The 19,973-nt window shown below is 68.0% G+C and carries 17 protein-coding genes and 2 pseudogenes; 3 read left to right on the top strand and 16 right to left on the bottom strand.

Annotated elements, in window-relative coordinates; all coding sequences use genetic code 11:
- The 5 genes and pseudogenes from groEL to Q7W02_08060 form a co-directional block, all read right to left on the bottom strand.
- A pseudogene (gene groEL, locus Q7W02_08080) lies at positions 1-228 on the bottom strand (chaperonin GroEL).
- A 357-nt stretch (positions 229-585) separates the two neighbouring features.
- A complete protein-coding gene (locus Q7W02_08075; protein ID MDO8476142.1) occupies positions 586-954 on the bottom strand; it encodes a MarC family protein in 369 nt (122 codons plus the stop codon).
- Positions 955-1,125: 171 nt separating this feature from the next.
- Positions 1,126-3,564 (bottom strand): phosphoenolpyruvate synthase, encoded by a 2,439-nt coding sequence (ppsA, locus tag Q7W02_08070; GenBank protein ID MDO8476141.1) that lies wholly within the window; start codon positions 3,562-3,564, stop codon positions 1,126-1,128.
- Between the two features lie 694 nt (positions 3,565-4,258).
- Positions 4,259-5,252 (bottom strand): annotated as a pseudogene (locus Q7W02_08065) (IS3 family transposase).
- Positions 5,155-5,475, bottom strand: a complete 321-nt coding sequence (locus Q7W02_08060) for a helix-hairpin-helix domain-containing protein (GenBank protein MDO8476140.1) — start codon at positions 5,473-5,475, stop codon at positions 5,155-5,157. Before Q7W02_08060 ends, Q7W02_08065 begins: the two are co-directional and overlap by 98 nt.
- A gap of 251 nt (positions 5,476-5,726) precedes the next feature.
- Here Q7W02_08060 and Q7W02_08055 point away from each other — a divergent pair, with 251 nt between their 5' ends.
- Positions 5,727-6,410: a DUF2238 domain-containing protein gene (locus tag Q7W02_08055; protein MDO8476139.1), complete on the top strand. Its 684-nt coding sequence runs from the start codon at positions 5,727-5,729 to the stop codon at positions 6,408-6,410.
- An 8-nt stretch (positions 6,411-6,418) separates the two neighbouring features.
- Positions 6,419-7,045 carry a DUF2238 domain-containing protein gene (locus tag Q7W02_08050; GenBank protein ID MDO8476138.1) on the top strand — a complete coding sequence of 209 codons (627 nt, stop codon included), beginning with the start codon at positions 6,419-6,421 and terminating at the stop codon, positions 7,043-7,045.
- Between the two features lie 70 nt (positions 7,046-7,115).
- Here Q7W02_08050 and Q7W02_08045 read toward each other — a convergent pair whose 3' ends face one another.
- From Q7W02_08045 to Q7W02_08005, 9 genes are all read right to left on the bottom strand, one after another.
- Positions 7,116-8,222: a Glu/Leu/Phe/Val dehydrogenase gene (locus Q7W02_08045; protein MDO8476137.1), complete on the bottom strand. Its 1,107-nt coding sequence runs from the start codon at positions 8,220-8,222 to the stop codon at positions 7,116-7,118.
- Positions 8,223-8,358: 136 nt separating this feature from the next.
- Positions 8,359-9,258: a hypothetical protein gene (locus Q7W02_08040; protein ID MDO8476136.1), complete on the bottom strand. Its 900-nt coding sequence runs from the start codon at positions 9,256-9,258 to the stop codon at positions 8,359-8,361.
- A 14-nt stretch (positions 9,259-9,272) separates the two neighbouring features.
- Positions 9,273-11,258 (bottom strand): protein-L-isoaspartate(D-aspartate) O-methyltransferase, encoded by a 1,986-nt coding sequence (locus Q7W02_08035; protein MDO8476135.1) that lies wholly within the window; start codon positions 11,256-11,258, stop codon positions 9,273-9,275.
- Positions 11,259-11,451: 193 nt separating this feature from the next.
- A complete protein-coding gene (locus tag Q7W02_08030; protein ID MDO8476134.1) occupies positions 11,452-11,748 on the bottom strand; it encodes a hypothetical protein in 297 nt (98 codons plus the stop codon).
- A gap of 435 nt (positions 11,749-12,183) precedes the next feature.
- Positions 12,184-12,858: a BON domain-containing protein gene (locus tag Q7W02_08025; protein MDO8476133.1), complete on the bottom strand. Its 675-nt coding sequence runs from the start codon at positions 12,856-12,858 to the stop codon at positions 12,184-12,186.
- Positions 12,859-13,162: 304 nt separating this feature from the next.
- On the bottom strand, positions 13,163-13,729 hold the full coding sequence (locus tag Q7W02_08020; protein ID MDO8476132.1) for a pyridoxamine 5'-phosphate oxidase family protein: 567 nt from the start codon (positions 13,727-13,729) through the stop codon (positions 13,163-13,165).
- A gap of 523 nt (positions 13,730-14,252) precedes the next feature.
- Positions 14,253-15,833 (bottom strand): tetratricopeptide repeat protein, encoded by a 1,581-nt coding sequence (locus Q7W02_08015; GenBank protein MDO8476131.1) that lies wholly within the window; start codon positions 15,831-15,833, stop codon positions 14,253-14,255.
- Entirely contained in the window at positions 15,830-16,627 is a 798-nt protein-coding gene (locus tag Q7W02_08010; protein MDO8476130.1) for an enoyl-CoA hydratase/isomerase family protein, read from the bottom strand. Before Q7W02_08010 ends, Q7W02_08015 begins: the two co-directional genes overlap by 4 nt.
- 35 nt (positions 16,628-16,662) lie before the next feature.
- On the bottom strand, positions 16,663-17,904 hold the full coding sequence (locus tag Q7W02_08005) for an MFS transporter (GenBank protein ID MDO8476129.1): 1,242 nt from the start codon (positions 17,902-17,904) through the stop codon (positions 16,663-16,665).
- Between the two features lie 105 nt (positions 17,905-18,009).
- Here Q7W02_08005 and Q7W02_08000 point away from each other — a divergent pair, with 105 nt between their 5' ends.
- Positions 18,010-18,288 carry a NifU family protein gene (locus tag Q7W02_08000; GenBank protein MDO8476128.1) on the top strand — a complete coding sequence of 93 codons (279 nt, stop codon included), beginning with the start codon at positions 18,010-18,012 and terminating at the stop codon, positions 18,286-18,288.
- Positions 18,289-18,314: 26 nt separating this feature from the next.
- On the opposite strand, the gene Q7W02_07995 is transcribed toward Q7W02_08000, so the two are convergent.
- Together Q7W02_07995 and msrP are read right to left on the bottom strand one after the other, a co-directional pair.
- Complete coding sequence (locus Q7W02_07995; protein ID MDO8476127.1) at positions 18,315-18,965, bottom strand: protein-methionine-sulfoxide reductase heme-binding subunit MsrQ; 651 nt, start codon at positions 18,963-18,965, stop codon at positions 18,315-18,317.
- Positions 18,966-18,972: 7 nt separating this feature from the next.
- Complete coding sequence (gene msrP, locus Q7W02_07990) at positions 18,973-19,947, bottom strand: protein-methionine-sulfoxide reductase catalytic subunit MsrP (GenBank protein MDO8476126.1); 975 nt, start codon at positions 19,945-19,947, stop codon at positions 18,973-18,975.
- Positions 19,948-19,973: the final 26 nt, after the last annotated feature.

The raw sequence follows: 19,973 nt of genomic DNA, 5'->3' as shown, positions 1-19,973 counted from the left end.
GCGCAGCGCGCCCCGGAGCTTGTTCACCACGAGGGTCGCCAGCGCGTCGCCCTCGATGTCCTCGGCGATGATCAGGATCGGCTCGCCCGTCCGGGCGACCTGCTCGAGCAGCGGCAGCAGGTCTTTCATGACGCCGATCTTGCGGTCGCTGATCAGGATCACCGCTTCCTCGAGCACCGCGTCCATCTTCTCGGGATTGGTGATGAAGTAGGGCGACAGGTAGCCGCGCCCCCCCCCTGCACCCGCGCCTTGACCGCGAGCCCGCGGCGGCGCAGCTTAGGTGGGGGCCAGCGGGCGCTCGTGACGCCGACCCGCGCCTTCGCCCCCTCGCACGCGCCGTTCCAGGCCCGGAACCCGGCTCTATCCGCGCTGTGAGCAGGGGGTCCGTGGCTGATGATGGCCTTTATGTTTCCTTCTATGCTCCTTCTGGCGCGGGCGACACTCGGTCGTGTCGCTGGTGAGCAATCTCTCCTATCGCCGGAGCCTGCGGGCCAATCACAGGGCCTATCACCAGTTCACCCTGGCGCAGGAGCAAGATCGTCATCGCGTGGCTATGCACTGACGTGCATGGCGTCGCGACAGCGCTCACCGCCGGCTAGGGCTGCGCACCGCCATTGCCCCGCCAGTTTTTCGTGACCTGCCCCCAGGTGAGGCATCAGCTTCGTGAAGTGAGGTGCCGAAATGAACGTAGATGGAGAGCACGAACAGCAGCAAGCCGCCGGCGACCTGAAAATCTCCGACCGTCACCCCGAGAAAGTACAGGACGGCGTCGCCAATCAGCAGGAAGCCGAGCCCGACCGCCGCTGCCGTCAGCGTCGCTTCGAGCACGAGCCGGCGCCGTGCAGCCTCATCGAGCGGCATACCGATCCCAAGATAGATCGGCACCAGAGCCACGACGTCCACGGCCACGAACAGCGGGATGAAGGCGAGCAGAAAGTCGTGCAGGGGCCTCAACGGCACAGCCCTAACACCTAGGGCTGCTTATCGGCTGAGCAATTTCTCGCCGTTGCATGCGTAACCTGTAGCTGCGAAAGGAACTCGTCCTTCCTCATTCAGATCCTCCACGAGGTTCGCCCCCTGCCACAGACATTCCCGCAAACGAACTGCCAGATCACCCGCGCCAGGTTATGCCCGGCCGCCCTTCACCAAAGGCACTCCGGGCTGGACACCAAGGTCAGCCTCGGCTGCTGCGACGGCTTCCAGGCCGCGCACCACCGCGTCTGGATTCAGCGAGATGCTGGTGATCCCTCTCCCCACGAGGAATCGAACCATGTCGGGATAGTCGCTCGGCGCCTGGCCGCAGATCCCCACCTTCCGCCCTGCCCGCCGCGCCCCGTCGATGATCGCGCCGATCGCGCTGAGCACGGCGGGGTTGCGCTCGTCGAACTCGGGCGCGACCAGCTCCGAGTCCCGGTCCACCCCCAGCACCAGCTGGGTGAGATCGTTTGACCCGATAGAGAAGCCGTCGAACAGGGCGGCGAATTCGTCGACCAGGATCGCGTTGGAGGGGATCTCGGCCATCACGTAGACCTCGAGGCCGTTCTCCCCACGCGTGAGCCCGTCGGCGGCCAGCAGCTCGAGCACGCGCTGGCCTTCCCGAGGCGTTCGGCAGAACGGGATCATGAGCTTCACATTGGTGAGCCCCATCCGCTCGCGAACCCGGCGCAGGGCGCGGCACTCGAGCCCGAAGGCGTCCCGGTACCGCGGGTGCGCGTAGCGGAAGGCGCCCCGGAAACCGAGCATGGGATTGCCTTCCACCGGCTCGAAGTCCCGCCCTCCGAGAAGGCCCGCGTATTCGTTGGACTTGAAGTCCGAAAGGCGCACGATCACATCCTTGGGGTAGAAGGCGGCGGCGATGATCCCCACCCCTTCCGCCAGGCGGTCCACGAAGTACTCCCCACGATCCGCATATCCTTGGGTCAGCGCATCGATCTCCGCTCGAACCTTGGGATCGCGCACGCGCTCCGGGTAGAGGAGGGCGAGTGGGTGGGTGCGCACGAAGCTGCCGATGATGAACTCGATCCGGGCGAGCCCTACGCCGTCGTTGGGCAGCGTGGCCAGCCGGAAGGCCTCGCCCGGGTTGCCGACATTGAGCATCACCTTGGTCGCGGGTCTGGGCAGCGCCGCGAGGTCGACCTGCCGGCGTTCGAACGGCAGGGCCCCGCGATACACGGATCCGGTCTCCCCCTCGGCACAGGACACGGTAACCACCTGGCCGTCGCGCAACACCTCGGTGCCGTTGCCGGTGCCGACCACGCACGGCACGCCCAGCTCGCGGCTGACGATGGCCGCGTGACAGGTGCGGCCGCCACGGTCGGTCACGATGGCCGCGGCGCGCTTCATGATCGGCTCCCAGTCGGGGTCGGTCATGGAGGCCACGAGCACCTCGCCGGCCCGGAAGGCTTCGAGGTCGCGTGGGTCACGGAGGAACCGCGTCGGACCCACGCCGATACGCTGGCCGATGGCCGCCCCGCTCGCCAGCCGCTCAGGCGCGATCCCGGGTTGCAGCGAGAAGACCTCGATCACGGCCCGCCGCTCGGCGCGGTGCACCGTCTCGGGTCGTGCCTGGAGGATGTAGAGCCGGCCATCATCGGCATCCTTGGCCCACTCGATGTCCATGGGGAGCGACCGCCCAACCTTGCGCGAGTAGTGCTCCTCGATGGCCACCGCAAAGCGGCCGAGTTCCAACACCTCGCTATCGGTGAGGCTCGCCAAAAGCTGCGCTTCCACCGGTACCTCTGCACGCTCGGCTTGCCCGCCGACTCCCGCGATGAGCTTCCACGTCTTGCGGACGATCTTCCGTCTGAGCAGGGCCTGGTGGCCGGTGCGAAGCGTCGGCTTGAAGATCAGGAACTCATCGGGATCGAGCTGCCCCTGCACCACCGCCTCCCCCAGCCCGAAGGCCCCGTTGATGAGCACCACGTCCGGGAAGCCACTGTCCGGATCCACCGTGAACATGACGCCCGAGGAGGCACGCTCCGAAGCCACCATTTTCTGTACCGCGACCGACAGCAGCACGCTCAGGTGGTCGAACCCGTTCTGGATGCGGTAGACGATGGCCCGGTCGGTGAAGATCGAGGCAAAGCAGCACCGACAGGCGGCCAGGAGCGCCGCCTCCCCGCGGACGCCCAAGTAGCTCTCGTGCTGGCCGGCGAAGCTCGCCTGTGGAAGGTCTTCCGCGGTCGCGCTCGACCGGACCGCCACGGCGGGTAGATCAGACCCGTACTCGCGCGCCAGGGCCCGGTAGGCCGCGATGACGTCTTCCTCGAGGCCCGGCGGCAGTGCGGCCGCCTCTACGAGTCCGCGCAGCTCCGCGCCGGCAGCGGCCAGGGCCGCCACGTCCTCGCCCGTCACTCCCTTGAGAATCGTGGCAACGCGCTCCCGGAGACCGTTGGCGTCAAGCAGCGCCCGGTAGGCCTCGGCCGTGATAGCAAACCCGTCGGGACCGCGCACCCCCGCAGCACCCAGCTCACCGTAGAGCTCCCCAAGCGAGGCGGTCTTCCCGCCGACGAGCGGAACGTCGGCCAGCCGGATATCCCGAAACCAGCGAATGTAGGAGATCATGACAGCATTTTCTCCTTGCCCAGTGTACTCAGAACCTGAGGCGCGGGCCACCGGCCGAGCCGGCTGGCTGCTGGCCGGGAGCGGTCACGCCCGTGATGACTTCCTGTTGTTCGTCGAGTGCACCCTCCAGCACCTCGGTGAAGGAACCGTCGGTAATGCCAAGCCTGCGGCGCCCGACGTGAGGCTTCCCGCCGGGGCCGAGCAGCCAGACCCGGCCTCAACTGGCCGGAGGAGCCCCTGGCATCAGGTGGCTGGTTGCATTTCCAAATCGTGCCCAGGATTTGAACCAGCGATAGCGTAGGACTTCGCGCTCGGAGGCCTCTCTGCTTCAGTGCGCGAGGCTCGACACGGTGTCATCTCCCGGAGCCTTCCCCACCTCGTCACCCGCGTACGGCGCCACCCTTCTGCGTCTCCTATGCAGGGCAACGACGACCTCCGGCTCCTCGGCCTGCAAGAACCCTTTCACGAGATCCACTGGAGGGCCCCCGGTAGGAGGACGCCCGGTCGGAACCCCCTGTCGACGCCCTCCCCCAAGGGCACCCCCGTGACGTCCCCAGCAGTGGCCTCACCGGTTTAGACAGAAAAAGAGCTGTCGTTAGATGTTGAACTGCGATGCACGGTGTTCCACGGCGGCGTGCGTGCGGCCCTTCTCACGCACGCAACGCACGACGCGGTGGGACACCCGTGTGTCATCCTACGCTGCCTCTTTCAGCTCGTGCGTTCCGAAGTACATCTCGTCCGGTGTTCGATATTCGAGGCTCTGATGCGGCCGGTGTGCATTGTAGAACTCGACGTAGCACGCACGCGCGACTGTCACCTCCCGGGGAGTCTCGTAGGCGTGGAGGTAGATGCTCTCGTACTTCACGCTCCGCCACAGCCGCTCGACGAACACATTATCGATCCAGCGCCCCGTGCCGTCCATGCTGATGCGAACGCCCTTGGTGTCCAGAACCGCGGTGAAGTCCCCGTCGGTGAATTGGCTGCCCTGGTCGGTGTTGAAGATCTCGGGGGTGCCGTAGCGGTGCAGCGCCTCTTCCAGCGCCTCGATGCAGAAATCGGTGGCAAGGGTGTTGGAGACCCGAAAGGCGAGCACCTTGCGGCTGTAGAGATCCAGGATCGCCACCAGGTAGGCAAAGCCCTTGGCCATGGGCAGATAGGTCACGTCGGTGGCCCAGACCTGATTGGGCCGCTCGATGACGACATCGCGAAGCACGTACGGGTGATCCGGTGGCCCTTGTCCGGGAGGCTGGTTCGCTTCGTGCGGTAGCTCGCCTCGATTCCCATCAGGAGCATGAGGGTCCCCACATGGCGGCGCCCCACGGCGACGCCCTCGCGCTGGAGCATGCGGGCAAGGCGTCGGGCACCGAGGAAGGGATGGGTCAGGTGCAACTCGTCAATCCTGCGCATGATGGAGCGCGTGCTGTCCCGGTCGATGAGCGCTTTGCGCTCGGCAGCCCGAAGCGGCCGAGCGCACCGGCCAAAACATCACGCTCCATGGTGAGTTCCCCCACCTTGGCGCGCAGATCCCGGATGTGGCGCTCGGCGTTCTTGAGTACCGGATGTCCGTTGTCGAATACCTCGCTCAGGTGCTCAAGCACCTGCGTGCGCCAGGCGGCGATTTGGGTGGCGTGTACGCCGTGGCGTGATCCAAGTTCGGCCAGCGTGGCATCGCCCCGTAGCGCTTCCAGGGCAACCCGGGCCTTGCACTTCGATGCGTGGTTCCTGCGTGAGCGTTTCATGGTTGCTACTCATTTGCATTGACATTGTCGCCGTTACGATGGAGCAGTTCATCCACTCAACGCAGCTCGAATGTTTGTCCAAAAAAGCGCGGCCATCTCTGTTCTGCGTGGCGCGGCGGTACGCCCGGATGCGGAACGGGTTCTCACCCTTGAGCTCCAGGACGTCGGCCATGAGCTCGAACTACCGCGCGACCTCGAAATTCTTTACTTGACGGGAGATGCGGCATGAGCGGTGCCGGATCGAAACGTAAAGGAAATTGGAAGCTTGGACCGCGTCACCTCCCCGCCGGCAACCCGACCCACGAGGCGCAGGCACCTCGAATGGGTCGGCCGTGCCCCGCGACACGAGGTACCCTTGCACGAGCGCGCGGCGCCGCCGCGCGAGCGGATTCCGATACCACTTCGAGCGGTCAGGAGGTGTACATGTCGAACCGGAGCACGCGTGACGTGCCCGGGCGCCGCTACGTCGCGGGACTCGCTGCGCTCTTCGCTGTCATCTGGCTCCTCCTGGCCATCCGGCCTCGCCACCGCGCGGACTGGGCGCTCGAGAACGCGCTGGTCGTGCTTGCCGTGCTCGTCCTCGCCCTGGCGCACCGGCGCTTGGCGTTGTCCCACCTGTCGTACACCCTGATCTTCGTGTTCCTCTGCTTCCACGTGATCGGCGCGCACTACACCTACTCCGAGGTTCCGTACGACGCCTGGGCCACCGCGCTCACCGGCCGGAGCCTCAACGCGGCACTCGGCTGGCAACGGAACAACTTCGACCGCATCGCGCACTTCATCTACGGGCTTCTCCTGACGTATCCGGTCCGGGAGGTCGTCATTCGCGTGACGGGGCTGCGCGGGTTCTGGGGGTATTTCCTGCCGATGGACCTGACGATCTCGAGCTCGGCCAGCTTCGAGCTGATCGAGTGGGGGGCCGCCGTGGTGTTCGGCGGCGATCTCGGCATCGCCTACGTGGGGGCGCAGGGCGATCCTTGGGACGCGCAGAAGGATATGTCGCTGGCCGCCCTGGGGGCCATCGTGGCCACAGCCGCGACCGCCGCGACACACCGCTGGCGGTCCGGCCGGCACGATCAGTTGCGGGCATCGAGTCCGGCCGGGTAGAATCCGGCATGATTCAGTCAGTGTTACTCGCCGGTTATCTCGTCTTCTGGGGCGCCATGGGCCTGGCGCCCCTCGATTCCCAGAATTGGGCCCTCTCGAGCATCCTGCCGCTGACCTTCGTCGGGGCCCTCGTCTTCGGGCGCCGGAGCGTGCCGCTCTCGACCGCCTCGTACATGCTGGTCGGGGGCTTCCTCGCGTTTCACACCGTCGGGGCCCACTACACCTATGCGCAGGTGCCCGTCGGTCACTGGCTCCAGGGCCTCCTCGGGTTGGAGCGGAACCACTTCGACCGGGTCACGCACTTCGCCTTCGGCCTCCTCCTCACCTACCCTCTCCTGGAGGTCTTCCGCCGGCTCACCGGCGCCCGGCGCCTGCTGCTCTTCTACCTGGCCTTCATGACCCAGCTCGGGCTGGCCGGGGCCTGGGAGATCATCGAGTCGGTGGTGGCCCAGCTCACCCGACCCGATCTCGGGGCGGCCTTCCTCGGGGCGCAGGGCGACCCTTGGGACGCGCAGCACGACATGCTCGCGGCGACCTGCGGGACGGTGGTCGCGCTGCTTCTGACCGCAGGCTGGCAGCGACTTGAGCGACGGGAGCCGGGCCGTGACCCAAGTCTCAGCGAGGCGGTGCTGTGACACGGCAGGTTCCGAGGGAAGACCCTCGGGCGAAGCGAGCCATGACTGAGAACGGGTGTTGGCTACGCTCTCAGGGCCTCCGGTACTGCATCGCTTCATCGATCCGGCTCCGCACCATTTGAGTGGCGGCTTGCCGTGGGCGTAGGTGATGCGTCCGGCTGCGCTCCAGCACCTCGCCGGTATTGGCCCGGATCCTCTCCTCGATCGTCGCGAAGGCCTGGGCCTGGGTACCGCCGTGGTACTCGACCGCCGCGCAGATCACACCGCCGGCATTCACGACGAAATCCGGCAGGTTCAGGATTCCACGGGCATGCATCTCTTCCTCTGCCGAGTCGGTCGCGGGAATGTTTGCACCCTGGAGCACCAGCTTGGCCCGAAGGCGACCCACATTGTCCGCGGTCAGCGTGTCCGGGCGCGCCGCAGGAATCCAGATCTCACACTCGACGGCGATCACGTCCTCGCTCTTCATCGGAGAACCCGTCGGGAACGCGCTCACTCCCCGACCGGCCCGCTTGTGCGCGATCAGCGCGTCCACATCGAGCCCGTCGCAGTTGTAGGTCGCGCCTCGGCTGTCGGACGCGGCGACGACCCGCGCACCCCGCTGGACGAGGAAGCGTGCCGCGTGCTGACCTACCGCACCGAACCCATGAATGGCCACACGCGCTCCCTTCAGGGACAGCGCAGCTTCCGCCGTCGCGACCTCGGCCGCCACGGCGAGACCGAAGCCGGTCGCCCCGATCTCATCGAGCGGAATGCCGCCCAGCGCCCGCGGCAGGCCAACGGCCCGGTCGATCTCGTCCTTGATCCACGCCATGCACGCCTCGTTGGTCCCCATGTCCGGGCCCGGAATGTACTCGGTGAGCTCCCTGATCATCCGCGCAAAGGTACGGACGAGCGCCTCCTTCTGCGGCGGCGAGCAGGTTGGGTCGGCGAGGATACCGGACTTGCCGCCCCCATGCGGCAACCCGGCGGCGGCGTTCTTGAAGGTCATCGCCCGCGCGAGCCGACAGACCTCCTCCAGCGTCACATCCGGAGCCATGCGCACCCCGCCGATGGCCGGCCCGCACGCGACGTTATCGACCACCACCACCGCTTCGAGGCCCACCCGAGGCTCGCGAAGAATCAGAATCTTGGCGGGTCCGAGCTCGTCCCCGATACCACGCGCCACCACGCTCATGTCCCGCTCCTCGTCCCACTCAGGCGCGCATGCCCAAGCGGCTCCATCGTCGTCGTTGGACCCGACATCGGGTCAGCTGAACGCGTCCGTGTCGCCCGCTGGCTGGTCGCGACGCTGCGCCTGCCGGGCCCCGCAGTCAAGGAACGACCGGGCGAAGAAACCGTCCCGGAAAATGGGACGTGCACGCCATGACGTGCGTGATGGCATTGGTGTCGTACTCGTCGCCGGAGCGGTACGAGTCGAAAAACGCGTTCAGTCGCCGCACCCGATCGCCGTGCGCGGGCACGGCCTGGAGGCCCAGCGAGACGCCGTAGTTGGCGAAGGCGAGCTTGACCTGGCGGTGCGTCGGCTCGCGGCAGAAGTAGCCGGGCGGGTCGACCCACATCCGGTCCAGCATGGCGAGGGCCCTCGCGCGCTGAAGCACGGCCCACGGCTCGTCGGGAAAGAAGTGGCTCATCCAGAGCATCATGCCGAGGCCGAGGTCCTGGGTGATCGTGAGGGCGCGATAGCTCGTCTCGACCAGCGCCTTCAGGTCCGCGATTTCCGGCGCGAGCCCGGCCGGGTCCAGCAGGCGATAGACCACCAGCCCGTGAAAGGCATCCAGCGAGCCCAGCCCGAAGCCCGGATAGGGGCCGCTCAAGTCCTCGCGCATCTTCCAGATGACGCCGGTCCCTGGAACGACGAAAGCGGGGTGAATGTCGCGCACGAGCGCGATCGCCTTCTGGCGATAGCGGGGGTCGATGGCCCCCAATCGGTCGAGCGCGAAGATCCACATGGCCAGGTAATGAAAGTACTGGCCATCCCGGTCGGGCTCTTCGCCGATCCGGATTCCCCGCGGCCGCCCCAGCACCCTGTCGACCTCGGCGACGACCCATTCGCATTCGCGCAGCAAGCGATCGTCGTGGCGCTCCTGCCACAGCGACACCAGCAGCACCACGCCGAACGCGTCGGTCCAGAGATAGCGCCGCCCGTTGGGCCAGATGCGCGCCTCGCGCATCCAGGCCAGCCTGGCCTGGACGGCCGCGATCTCCTTCAAGGGCAGGGACCCGGTCATACGCCGAACGGGTAAGTGTCCGGCACCCCCTCGCGCGCGTGCGCCGGAAGGGCCCGGACCGCCCGGGTCTCGTCGAACCAGACGTACTCGTCGAACTGAATGGGGAGCACGGCCTGGAAGTAGTGGCTCTGCAGCTCCGTCTCCGGCCGGTAGACTACCCCGATGGCGCGCTCCAGACGGGGCGGCCGCAGCTCGTCCCGGACCTCGGGCCGGGCCGCCGGCCCGAGCGGAAGCAGGAGGGCCGGCACGCCGGCCTCGTGGAACAGCCGCTCGTAGCTCTCCGCATGGGAGGGCCGGACCGCCATGACCTCCATCGGCGCGTCCCAGTCATGCGCCGCCGCGACGGTCCCGTGGTCGGTACCGAATCCCAGGAGGAAGGCCTCCCGGCCGAACCGCTCACGGCAGAGCTGGCCGACATTGAACTCGCCGCGGGCGCCCATCTCGGTGGCCGCGGCGTTGCCGACGTGGGAGTTGTGCTCCCAGACCACGGCCCTGGCCTCGGGCCCGTGAAACTTGAGAAGCATGTCCAGGGTGTCGAACATGTGGCGGTCCCGTAGGTTCCACGACTCCACCCGGCCGGAGTACATCACGCGGTAATAGCGCTCCGCGTTGGCCACCAGCCGGGCGTTTTGGGCCGCATCCAGGAAGCGATCGCCGTCGTGAACGGTGTACTCGAGGCGGCGCTCCATCATGTCGCGGAGCATGCGGGTGACCGGCTCCTCGCAGGTCCGGTACTGGCCCGTGAGGGCGGCGCGGCCATAGACGGCGGGGTTCCGCTCCCAGGGGCTGAGACAGGCGTAACGCCGGCGCGCCAGCGCGGCCGTGTCCGGATCCACCTCGTCCAAGTAGCGCAGCACCGCGGCGATCGAGGTGAAGAGGCTGTAGAGATCGAGGCCGTAGAAGCCGGCCCGGCGGGCGGGGTCGGGCAGGTCCGCGTTCCAGGATCGCAGCCATTCGACGAAGTCGTGGACCTCGGCGTTTCTCCACATCCAGGTCGGAAAGCGGCTGAAAGCGGGATGCCCTTCCTGCGCCGTTGGGCCGTGGCGCACGTAGCGATCGACCCGCGCGGCATCGGGCCAGTCGGCTTCCACGGCGACGATCGTGAAGCCGCGTTTCGTGATCAGCTCCCGGCTGATGCGGGCCCGCATCTGGTAGAACTCGGAGGTGCCGTGGGTCGCTTCACCCAGGAGGACGACCTTCGACTGGCCGATCCGATCGAGGAGCGGGCCGAGGTCCACATCGTCGATGTCGGCGATCGGCTCGGCCGCCTCGCGAATCAGCGCCGCGGTCGTCGCGGGCCGGGTGCCTCGTGGCGGGGAAACGCCCACCGGAACGACCCCGGGGCCCTCCCACGCGTCCTCACCCACCAGTGGAACGAAGCGGACCTGCCCGAGCTGCTCCTCCTCGAACCGCTCGCGGGTGACACGAGTCATCCGGACGAGGTGTTGCTGGCGCGGGTCGGGCCCGATCGGAATCACGAGGCGGCCGCCGACGGCCAGCTGCTCGCGCAGCTGGCGCGGCACGTGCGGCCCGCCCGCCGTCACGATGATCCCGTCGTACGGGGCATGTTCCGGCCAGCCGAGGCTGCCGTCGCCGTGGAGCACCTCGACGTTGCCGTATCCCAGGGTCCGGAGGCGGCGGCTCGCCAGGTCGACCAGCGCCTCGTGCCGTTCGACCGTATAGACTTGGCCGACCACCCGGGACAGGACCGCCGCGGCGGACCCCGAGCCGGTGCCGATCTCGAGCACCCGGTCCTGTGGCTCCGGCTGGATGGCGGCGATCATGAGAGCGACGATATAGGGCTGGGAGATCGTCTGACCTTCCTCGATCGGCAGCGGGGTGTCTTCGTAAGCGAACTCCGCGAGCTCCTCGGGCATGAATGCCTCTCGAGGGACAATCCGCATGGCGTCGAGCACCCGCTCGTCGGTCACGCCGCGAGCGGCGATCTGATACCGCACCATGTTCTCGCGCAGGACGCTCATGTCGGGCACGGAATCTCCCCCATTCCGAGGCACCCGGTGTGCAAGGATGCGGAGTAGCCTGGGAAGCCTGGCTGAGGCGGGGATGACGCTTCATTCAGGCCGGCGGCGCGGCGACTGGTGCCCGGACGAGGTCCGCGGCGGACTCCAGCCGGGCCGCTCCCGATCGTCCGCGTGGAGAACTGATCGCCGGGCGTCATCGCACGAGCTTTTCGCGCGCCACGCCAAACCGGTCCCACAGCCACGCCAGGACATAGCCCAGGGAATAGCCGAGCGCCGAGGTGACAACGATCAGCCCGAGCGCCTTGAGCGCGTTGAACGGCGCGACTGCATACGTCACCTGCAGGAAGTGCAGGGATAGGATGAAGTCCAGGAATGGCTTGGCCAGCCCTACGAGGACGAGCAGCGACCAGGTCAGGTGCCAGAGTCCGTAGAGGCCGCCCAGTGCCATCCCGACACGATGAGGATTCAATTTTTCAACCGACGTGTCCATCGCTTGCCTCCAAGACGCGTTGATTCTTTTTTCGGTTACGGATCGGTTCACGTCTACGGGAATTGCATCTCGGGTGCCAGACTGCCGGCTCCGAGGCAGGGCGTAAGAGACACAAAGTCCGTTCTCGGTCGTGGGGTGGCTCGGGCGTGCGGGACCCGCACCCAGGATCCGGCCTCCCCACAGAGACCGGCTGGACGTGAGCACAACCTCGCGGGACGAGTGCCTGCTCGAGGGACTTAAACCCGCGGCGCACCGGATATCGACGCCCCCGCCTTGGGCCCGTTCACGGCGGAGAACGGGACGTGAGCCGCCACCGGATAGACCGGCAGGCGGCTCAGCGCCCGTGCGCGTCGTGACTGCCCACGCAGGATCCGGCGGGCCACGTTGCCCTCGATGTGGATCTCTATCGCGGCGTTCACCTCCCCGGCGACCGGCTCAGACCGGCTCTGTTCGCAGATGGTCCTCGACGGCGCGGACACCAGGAGTGAAGCGGGCGGCCGCCAGCACCGATTTGCGCTCCGCCCACGAATGGACCGGCCCCGTCAGTGTCACGGTGCCGTCCCGGACATCGACGCCGATCTGCCGGGCCTCGCGTTCGGCGCGCCGCTCCAGGGCCTGCTCGATCGCCTTTTTGACGTCCTCGGTCACCGGCTTCGCCGGCGTCACTGTGATCTTGTTCACCACGATCTTCACACCCGTTAGATTGCGGACAGCCCGCTCCGCGTCCTCGCGCTGACTCCAGCGCTCGACCGTGCCTTCAAGCGTGACCCAGTCGTCCGTGACCGTGGACGTGATCTGCTCCTCGGGGACGAACACGTCCCATTCGAGCGTCCGCCGCACCGCCTGAGCGATCTCGGTGTCGGTGCGTGCGAGGCCGCCCGGCACTTTCACGTTGATGTCGTTCGCCACGTCGAGGACGCCGATCACGCGACGGGCCGCCTCCTGGGCCGCCATGCGCTTTGCCCAGCTCGTCACCGTGCCGGTGAGCGTGACAACGCCGCCGGCCACCTGGATCCCGACCTCCGTCTCATCGACGCGGGAGTCCCACTTGAGCTCCTCGAGCACGTCATGATGGATCTGAGCGTCACTCTTCTTGATTGCCTGTGTCATGGCTGATCTCCTTTCGTTTCCTCGGCGGCGGCGCTTCTCGCGCCGCGGGCGCGAGCTGCATCAGCATTGCCAAACGCGACACGTGGGACATTTGGGCCGTCCCGAGCGCGCGTGACGGCCGGGGCCGGGCGCCGTCGTCTCACATGGGAGCGCGGCCGCCCCGTCACTTCCGCGCCCGCCTCGCGTCGTCACCGTCCCCGCTGTGCGAGGGCCCTGACGACATCGCTCTACGTGAGAGTCCCAGCAACCGGGCCAGCATCGACGACGGCGAGCGGCCCGATGCTCCGGTCGGCCATGAGGCACATCACCTCCTCAGATGACGCGCGAGCAGGCTCCCCCGGGCCTGCCGCAGAAGGTTTTGCAGCCGACCGTCTTCGCCCGAGTCGGTCATCGACGAAAGGCTTGTGTGAGCCGGCGTCACCGGCTCAGGGGTGGCGCGGTGGCCGGTAATCTGAAGGCCGTGAATGCGGTAGAAGACCGGCACCAGCGGGCGCTCTGTGCCGTGGAGGATCGTTTTCACGTAAGCGGGCTCCCACCACACGGCGCTCCGTTTCAGCAGTGTGTGGGCGAGTGTGCGCGCCCCCTGCCATTCGGGCGTATCCGGCAGCTCCTCGTAGCGACCGAAGACAATGACACTCACCCACTCCTCCGGGCTCACCACCTCGTCCGCCTCGACGCACACCAGCGGGTTGGCGCGCATCCACTCGATCTTTTGTCCGACCGTGGAGAAGCTATAGAGGTAATCATTGTCGTAGGCAAAATAGACGGGCACGACGTAGGGCCGGGCCCCTTGGGTGCACGCTAATCTACCGAGATGCGTACGAGCCAGCAGATCCAGACTCGCCTGCCTAGTCAGTTCCTGGATCAACACGACGACTCTCCCGCCTCTCGACCATTAGGTTCTCGAGTACCGGACGAAACCACGCTCCTTCTCGACCATGGGCAGGATCGCCTCGGCGATGTCGGATCCGGAACCTCCCCTTGCCCCGCGCGCCCGCCGTGGCCGGTTCTCTCCAAATGCATTCCGGTTGCCATCGGGCGTTGCGAGCGAGACGGGCTCGTTTCCGCGGATTTACCCGTCTCGAAGCGGCTCCACGCCCGGCTCCGGTGGGACAGGGATGACCCAGTGAAGCGGCACCGCCCGGCCGCCGTTCGGGGCCGCCGTGTGCGGGGGTGGGATTCGCCGGACGCTTACGTAGCCATGGAGGTCAGGGCTGAGCCCGTCAGGAAGAAGCGGCATACTAAGACTGCCCGTCACTCTGAAGCGCGCCGCGAATCCGCACCTATTCATTTGCTCAATGACCCTGTCCAGCGTCCCGTATCCGATGGCTCTACCACCTTCACCGATAGCGCCGTCGGCTTCGGCGGCCCCCCGCTCCCATTCGGCGGAAGTGCTAGCGGCGCGGGTTCTGTATGGCGTGGCGCGCGCGGATGTCGCGGGCGCGCTCGTCGATCTCGAGCACCTCGGCATCCCGGCGCGCGCGGCGAAGCACCACCGCGTAGTTCTCCAGCAGGCCCGCCAGCGTCGGGTGATCCGGGCCGAGGTTCTTCTCGACGATGGCGATGGCCTGCGGGTAGAGCCGGGCCGCGTCCTCCCAGCGTCCCTGGGCGCGGTAGACCTCCGCCAGGTTGTTGAGCGTGATGCCGACGCGTTGATGCTCCGGGCCGACTGATTTCTCGAGGATGACGAGCGTGCGCCTGTAGAGAGGCTCGGCCTCGGCGTAGCGCCCCTGGACATGGTAGAAGGCCGCCAGGTTGTTGAGGCTCGTGGCGACGCTCGGATGCTCTGGACCTAACGCCTGCTCGCGGATCGAGAGCGCGCGGCGGTAGAGCGGCTCGGCTAGGGCGTAGCGCCCCTGGATCCGGTAGAGCTCCGCCAGGTTGTTCAGCGACTCGGTCACCACCGGAGTCTCGCGGCCCGGGCCCGGATCGAGGATGGCGAGCGCGCGCTTGTAGGCGGCCTCGGCGTCGGCGTAGCGCCGCTGGTCGAAGTAGAGGAGCCCGAGGTTGCCGAGCGTCGCGCCTACATCAGGGTGCCGCGGACCCAGCCGCGCCTCCCGGATGGCAATGCTGCGGAGGAAGAGCGGCTCGGCCTCCGCGTAGCGCCCCTGCACGCGGTAGAGGTCGCCGAGGTCGTTGAGCGTGCCCGCCAGCGCCGGGTGATCGGGACCCATCGCGCGCTCCTGGATGGCGAGCGTGCGGCGGTAGAGCGGCTCGGCCGCCTCACGATACCGCCCCTGCGCGTTGTAGAGCGCGGCCAGGCCGCCCAGGGGCAAGGCCGTCTGGATGTGGTCGGGGCCGAGCGCCTGCTCGACGAGGGACAGCGCGCGCCGGTAGAACGGCTCCGCGTCGCGGTAGCGCCCCTGTTCCCTGAAGAGGCCACCCAGGCTCGACAGCGGCCGCGCCACCGCGGGGTCGGCGGGGCCCAGGGTCTTTTCGTAGATGCGGGTGGCGCCGCGGTAGAGCGACTCCGCCTCGGCGTAGCGCGCGCGGGCCTGGTACACGGCGGCGAGCCCGGCCATGGAGGTGGCCGTCGACGGGTCGTCGGGACCAAGCGCCTTCTCGGCGATCGCCATGGAGCGGCGGAAGAGCGGCTCGGCGGCGGACGCCTGCCCCTGCTGGAGCCACGCGGCGCCCAGGTTGTTGAGAGCCGGGACGAGGCCGGGGTCGCCCGACGGCACGGCCTTCTCGGTCACGGACAGCGCCCGGCCGAAGAGCGGCGATGCGTCCCGGTAGCGGCCCTGCTCGCGATAAAAGACACCGAGGGCGCTCAGGCTCCGGGCGAGCCTCAGGTCGGACTCGCCAAAGCTTTCCGCCTTCGTGATCGCGGCGGCGTAGAGTCGTTCGGCGTCCCCGGCCTGCCCGGCTTCCCACGCGCGGTCGGCCGCGCCGAGGATCTCCTCCCAGCCGGGGGACTGGGCGGCGGCCCAGCACGGCGAGAAGAGCAGGAGGGCGAGAGCGAGGGCCCGGGTCACCGCGCCGAGGGGAAGACCGGCAGGCGCTTCTCGCGGATCGCCTGCATGCCCTCGCGGACGTCGTCGCCCATGAACGTCAGCATCTCGAGCGCCAGCGACTGGTCGAAGATCGGTCCCGCTTGTCTCAGCCAGTTGTTGAGCGCGCGCTTGGTGAAGCGGATCGCGGGCTGGCTGCCCCGCGCCAGCGACTCAGCCACGGTCCACGCGACATCCATGACCTTCTCGGCCGGCACGGCCCGGCTCACGAGCCCGATGCGCTCGGCCTCGCGCCCGTCGAGGAACTCGCTCGTCAGGAGATAGTACTTGGCCTTCGCCATCCCGCAGAGGAGCGGCCAGATGATGGCGGCGTGGTCGCCGGCCGCGACGCCCAGCCGCGTGTGGCCGTCGGTGATGCGCGCGGTCTCGGCGATGATGCTCACGTCCGCGAGGAGCGCGACGACGAGCCCGGCACCTACCGCAGGGCCGTTGATCGCCGAGACGACGGGCTTGTCGAGGTTGATGATGTTGTAGACGAGGTCGGAGGCCTCGCGCATGGTGCGCGCTGCGGCCGCGGCGTTGCCCGCCATCTCCTCGACCAGCGACATGTCGCCGCCCGCGGAGAAGGCGCGCCCCGCGCCGGTGACGAGGGCGACGCGCGCGGCCGGGTCGGCGTCGATGGTCAGCCAGACCTGGGTCAGCTCCCAGTGAAGCCGCGCGTTGGTCGCGTTCATCACCTCGGGGCGGTTGATGGTGACGAGCACGACACCGCTCGGGCGACGGTCGAAGGTCAGGTGCCGGTACTCCGCGTAGTCCATGGCTGAATCCTCCGGGTGGGGGGTCTCGGGCGATGCTAGGGGCCGGCGCCGTCACTGTCAAGGCGAGGCCGGCGCCGCAGCGAGGCGCGCGCGATCCACAGCGCGACGTTGGCGGCGACGGCGGCGCCCGCGATGCCGTAGAGGGCTAGGGCATAGCTGCCGGTGACGTCGAAGACGCGGCCCGCCAGCCAGGGGCCGGCCGAGCCGCCGAGCGCCGTCGAGGTCTGCAGCGTCCCGAAGATCATCCCGAACCGGCGGCCGCGGAAGACGTCGCTGAAGATGGCCGGCATGAGCGCGGCCGTCACCGAGTATCCGAGGCCGACCAGTGCACCGTAGGCAAAGGCCGGCGCGGGACCGGGGTGGAGTGCGACCAGCCCGAGCATGGCCACGCTCGCGACCACGCAGGCCATGCCGATCGCATGCGTCACCTCGCGGCCGAAGCGATCCGAGAACCATCCCCCGCCCGCCTTACCGACGATGCTCGCGAGCCCGACCAAGCTCACCACCGAGGCTGCGACCAAGGGCACGATCCTGTGGTCCACGAGATAGGCCGCCTGGTGGACGAGCAGCGTCTGGCAGGCGACGTTGCCCAGGAGGTGGGCCGAGCCGAGCAGCCAGAAGACGGGCACCCGCATCGCCGCGGCGAGCGTGAGGTCGCCGGCCAGGCCGATGGCGAGCGGCGCGCCGCCAGCCGAGGCCGAGACCGGCGGCGGGTCACGAAGGAGCCAGAGCGTGGCCGGCACGATCCAGAGCGCGCAAAGGGCACCCATCACGCGAAAGGCCCAGCGCCACCCGAGGGCGTCGATCAGGAACTGGCAGAGCGGCACGACCAGGAAGATACCCGCGCCGATGCCCGACGACACGATGCCGAGGGCCAGGCCCACGTGCCGCGGGTACCATCCCTGGACAAGAATGACGGCGGGCACCCATCCCGCGGCTGCGGCGCCGATGGCCGTCAACACGCCGAAGGCCAGGTAGAGGTGACCGGGACTCTGGACGGCGCCGTCGAGGACGAGCGAGGCGGCCAGGACCGCGCCGCCGGCCAGCACGAGTCGGCGCGAGCCGATCCTGTCGGCGAGCCAGCCCAGGCCGGGGCTCAGGAGCCCGTGGACAAGGGCGAAGACGGAGAACGCGCCCGCGAGCAGCGACCGGCTCCAGCCGAAGTCGTGAAGGAGCGCGACGAGGAAGACGCTGTAGGCGTACCAGACGCCGTAGACGAGGCCGAGGGTGACGAAGGTCGCCGCGACGGCGCGGCCACCGGCGGATCGGAGGCCCACGTGAGCCCCGAGTCTAGCATGGTGTAGACTGTGGGGGCCGATGTGGGAGCCGGATGGCCCGCGCGCCCGCGTTCAGGTACAGTGAAACCCAAGCGAGGTGAGCCTATGAGCGATGAACTGATGACCAAGGTGCAGGCGCTGATCGACTCGACCATCAACCCCGCGGTGGCAGGGCACGGAGGCTTCGTCCAGCTTGTCGACGTGAAGGACAACAAGGTCTACTTGCAGATGGGCGGCGGCTGCCAGGGCTGCGGCGCAGCGGACGTGACGCTGAAGGCCGGCATCGAGCGCCTGATCAAGGAAGAGCTGCCGGAGATCGAGGAAGTGCTGGACGCCACCGACCACGCGTCGGGCACCAACCCCTACTACACACCGGCCAAGTAGCGCCTAGACGCTACGGGCCGACCCCCTCACCGAACCCTCTCCCCCAGTGGGGGAGAGGGTTCGGTTTTTGACGCCCTCTCCGCGGCGAGTTTCTTTCTGCCCCAGTCCCAGATCCGCGCGCCCAGCAGCAGCGCCAGCGCGATCACGTAGTAGTAGGGTGTCGTGCGCCCCTTCTTCGCCAGCCACAGGAAGTGCAGCACCCCCAGCCCGCCGATCACGTAGGCGAGCTTGTGCAGCAGGCGCCACTTCGCCCCGCCGAGCCGCTTGATCATGCCCTGGGTCGAGGTCGCCGCCAGCGGGATCAGCAGCAGGAGCGCCGACATGCCCACCGTGATGAACGGCCGCTTGAGCACGTCCTCCCACATGCGCCGCCAGGCGAAGAAGTGGTCGAGGCCGATCCAGACCGCGAAGTGGAGACACACGTAGAAGAAGGCGAGGAGCCCGAACAGTCTCCGCAGCTGGATCGGCCAGGACCAGCCGAAGAGCGCGCGGAGCGGTGTCATGCCAAGGCTCGTCAGCAGCAGCACGAGGGCCGTCAGGCCGAGCGTGCGGGTGACGTACTCGATCGGGTTGGCGGTGAGGTCGTCCGTCATGAAGCCGCGCAGCAGCAGGCCGAGGGGCCAGAGGCTGCCGATCCAGATGGCGGCTTTGAGCGCGACGCGCGCCCGGTAGCTCATCGGGCCTCTAGTAGAATCGCTTGAGGTCCATCCCCGTGTAAAGGGACGCGACCTGGTCGCCGTAGCCGTTGAACATGAGCGAGTCGCGCCGGCGCAGCTCACCGATGCGCCGCTCGGTCGCCTGGCTCCAGCGCGGGTGGCTCACCTCGGGGTTGACGTTCGAGTAGAACCCGTACTCGTTCCCCGCCGCCTTGTTCCAGGCCGTCTTGGGCTCCTCGGAGGTGAGCCGGATGCGCACCAGCGATTTGGCGCTCTTGAAGCCGTACTTCCACGGCACGACCACGCGGATCGGCGCGCCGTTCTGGTTGGGCAGGACCTGGCCGTAGAGCCCGACCGTCACGAGCGTCAGCGGGTGCATCGCCTCGTCGAGGCGCAGCCCTTCCGTGTACGGCCAGTCGAGCGAGAAGCCGAAGAGCCCGCGCTTCTGGCCCGGAAACATCTCCGGGCTGAGGAGGGTGGTGAACTCCACGTACTTGGCCTGCCCCGTGGGCTCGACGCGCTTGAGCAGATCCTTCAGCGGGAAGCCGATCCACGGGATGACCATGGACCAGGCCTCGACGCACCGCAGGCGGTACACGCGCTCCTCGAGCGGGAACTTGAGCAGCTCCTCGACGCCAAACGTTTTCGGCTTGGCGCAGAGCCCGTCCACCTGGACCGTCCACGGGCGCGTCTTGAGCGACGCCTGCAGGTGCTCCGGGTCTTCCTTGTTGGTGCCGAACTCGTAGAAGTTGTTGTAGCTCGTCACGTGCTTGTACGGCGTGAGCGCCTCCTGCACCTGGTAGGCCGGGTTCTTCGTGGCCTGGAGCGGCTGGAGATTGCCCTGGGCGGAAGCTTCCCGGCCCCACGGCGCCGGCGCCAGAGCGACCGCCGCGGCCCCTGTCATGAAGGCCCGGCGGTTGAGGTACACGCCGTGGTCCGTGATCTCCCGGGGCCGGATGTCTTCTCCCCGAAGCTTTCTCTCGATGTCGCGCTTGACGAGCATGCCGTATGGCCTCCTGTGGTGAGACG

Source organism: Candidatus Rokuibacteriota bacterium, assembly GCA_030647435.1.
Taxonomy (GTDB): Bacteria; Methylomirabilota; Methylomirabilia; order Rokubacteriales; family CSP1-6; genus AR37.
The sequence above is the reverse complement of the archived record's forward strand: the minus strand, read 5'-3'. Positions and strand labels throughout refer to the sequence as shown.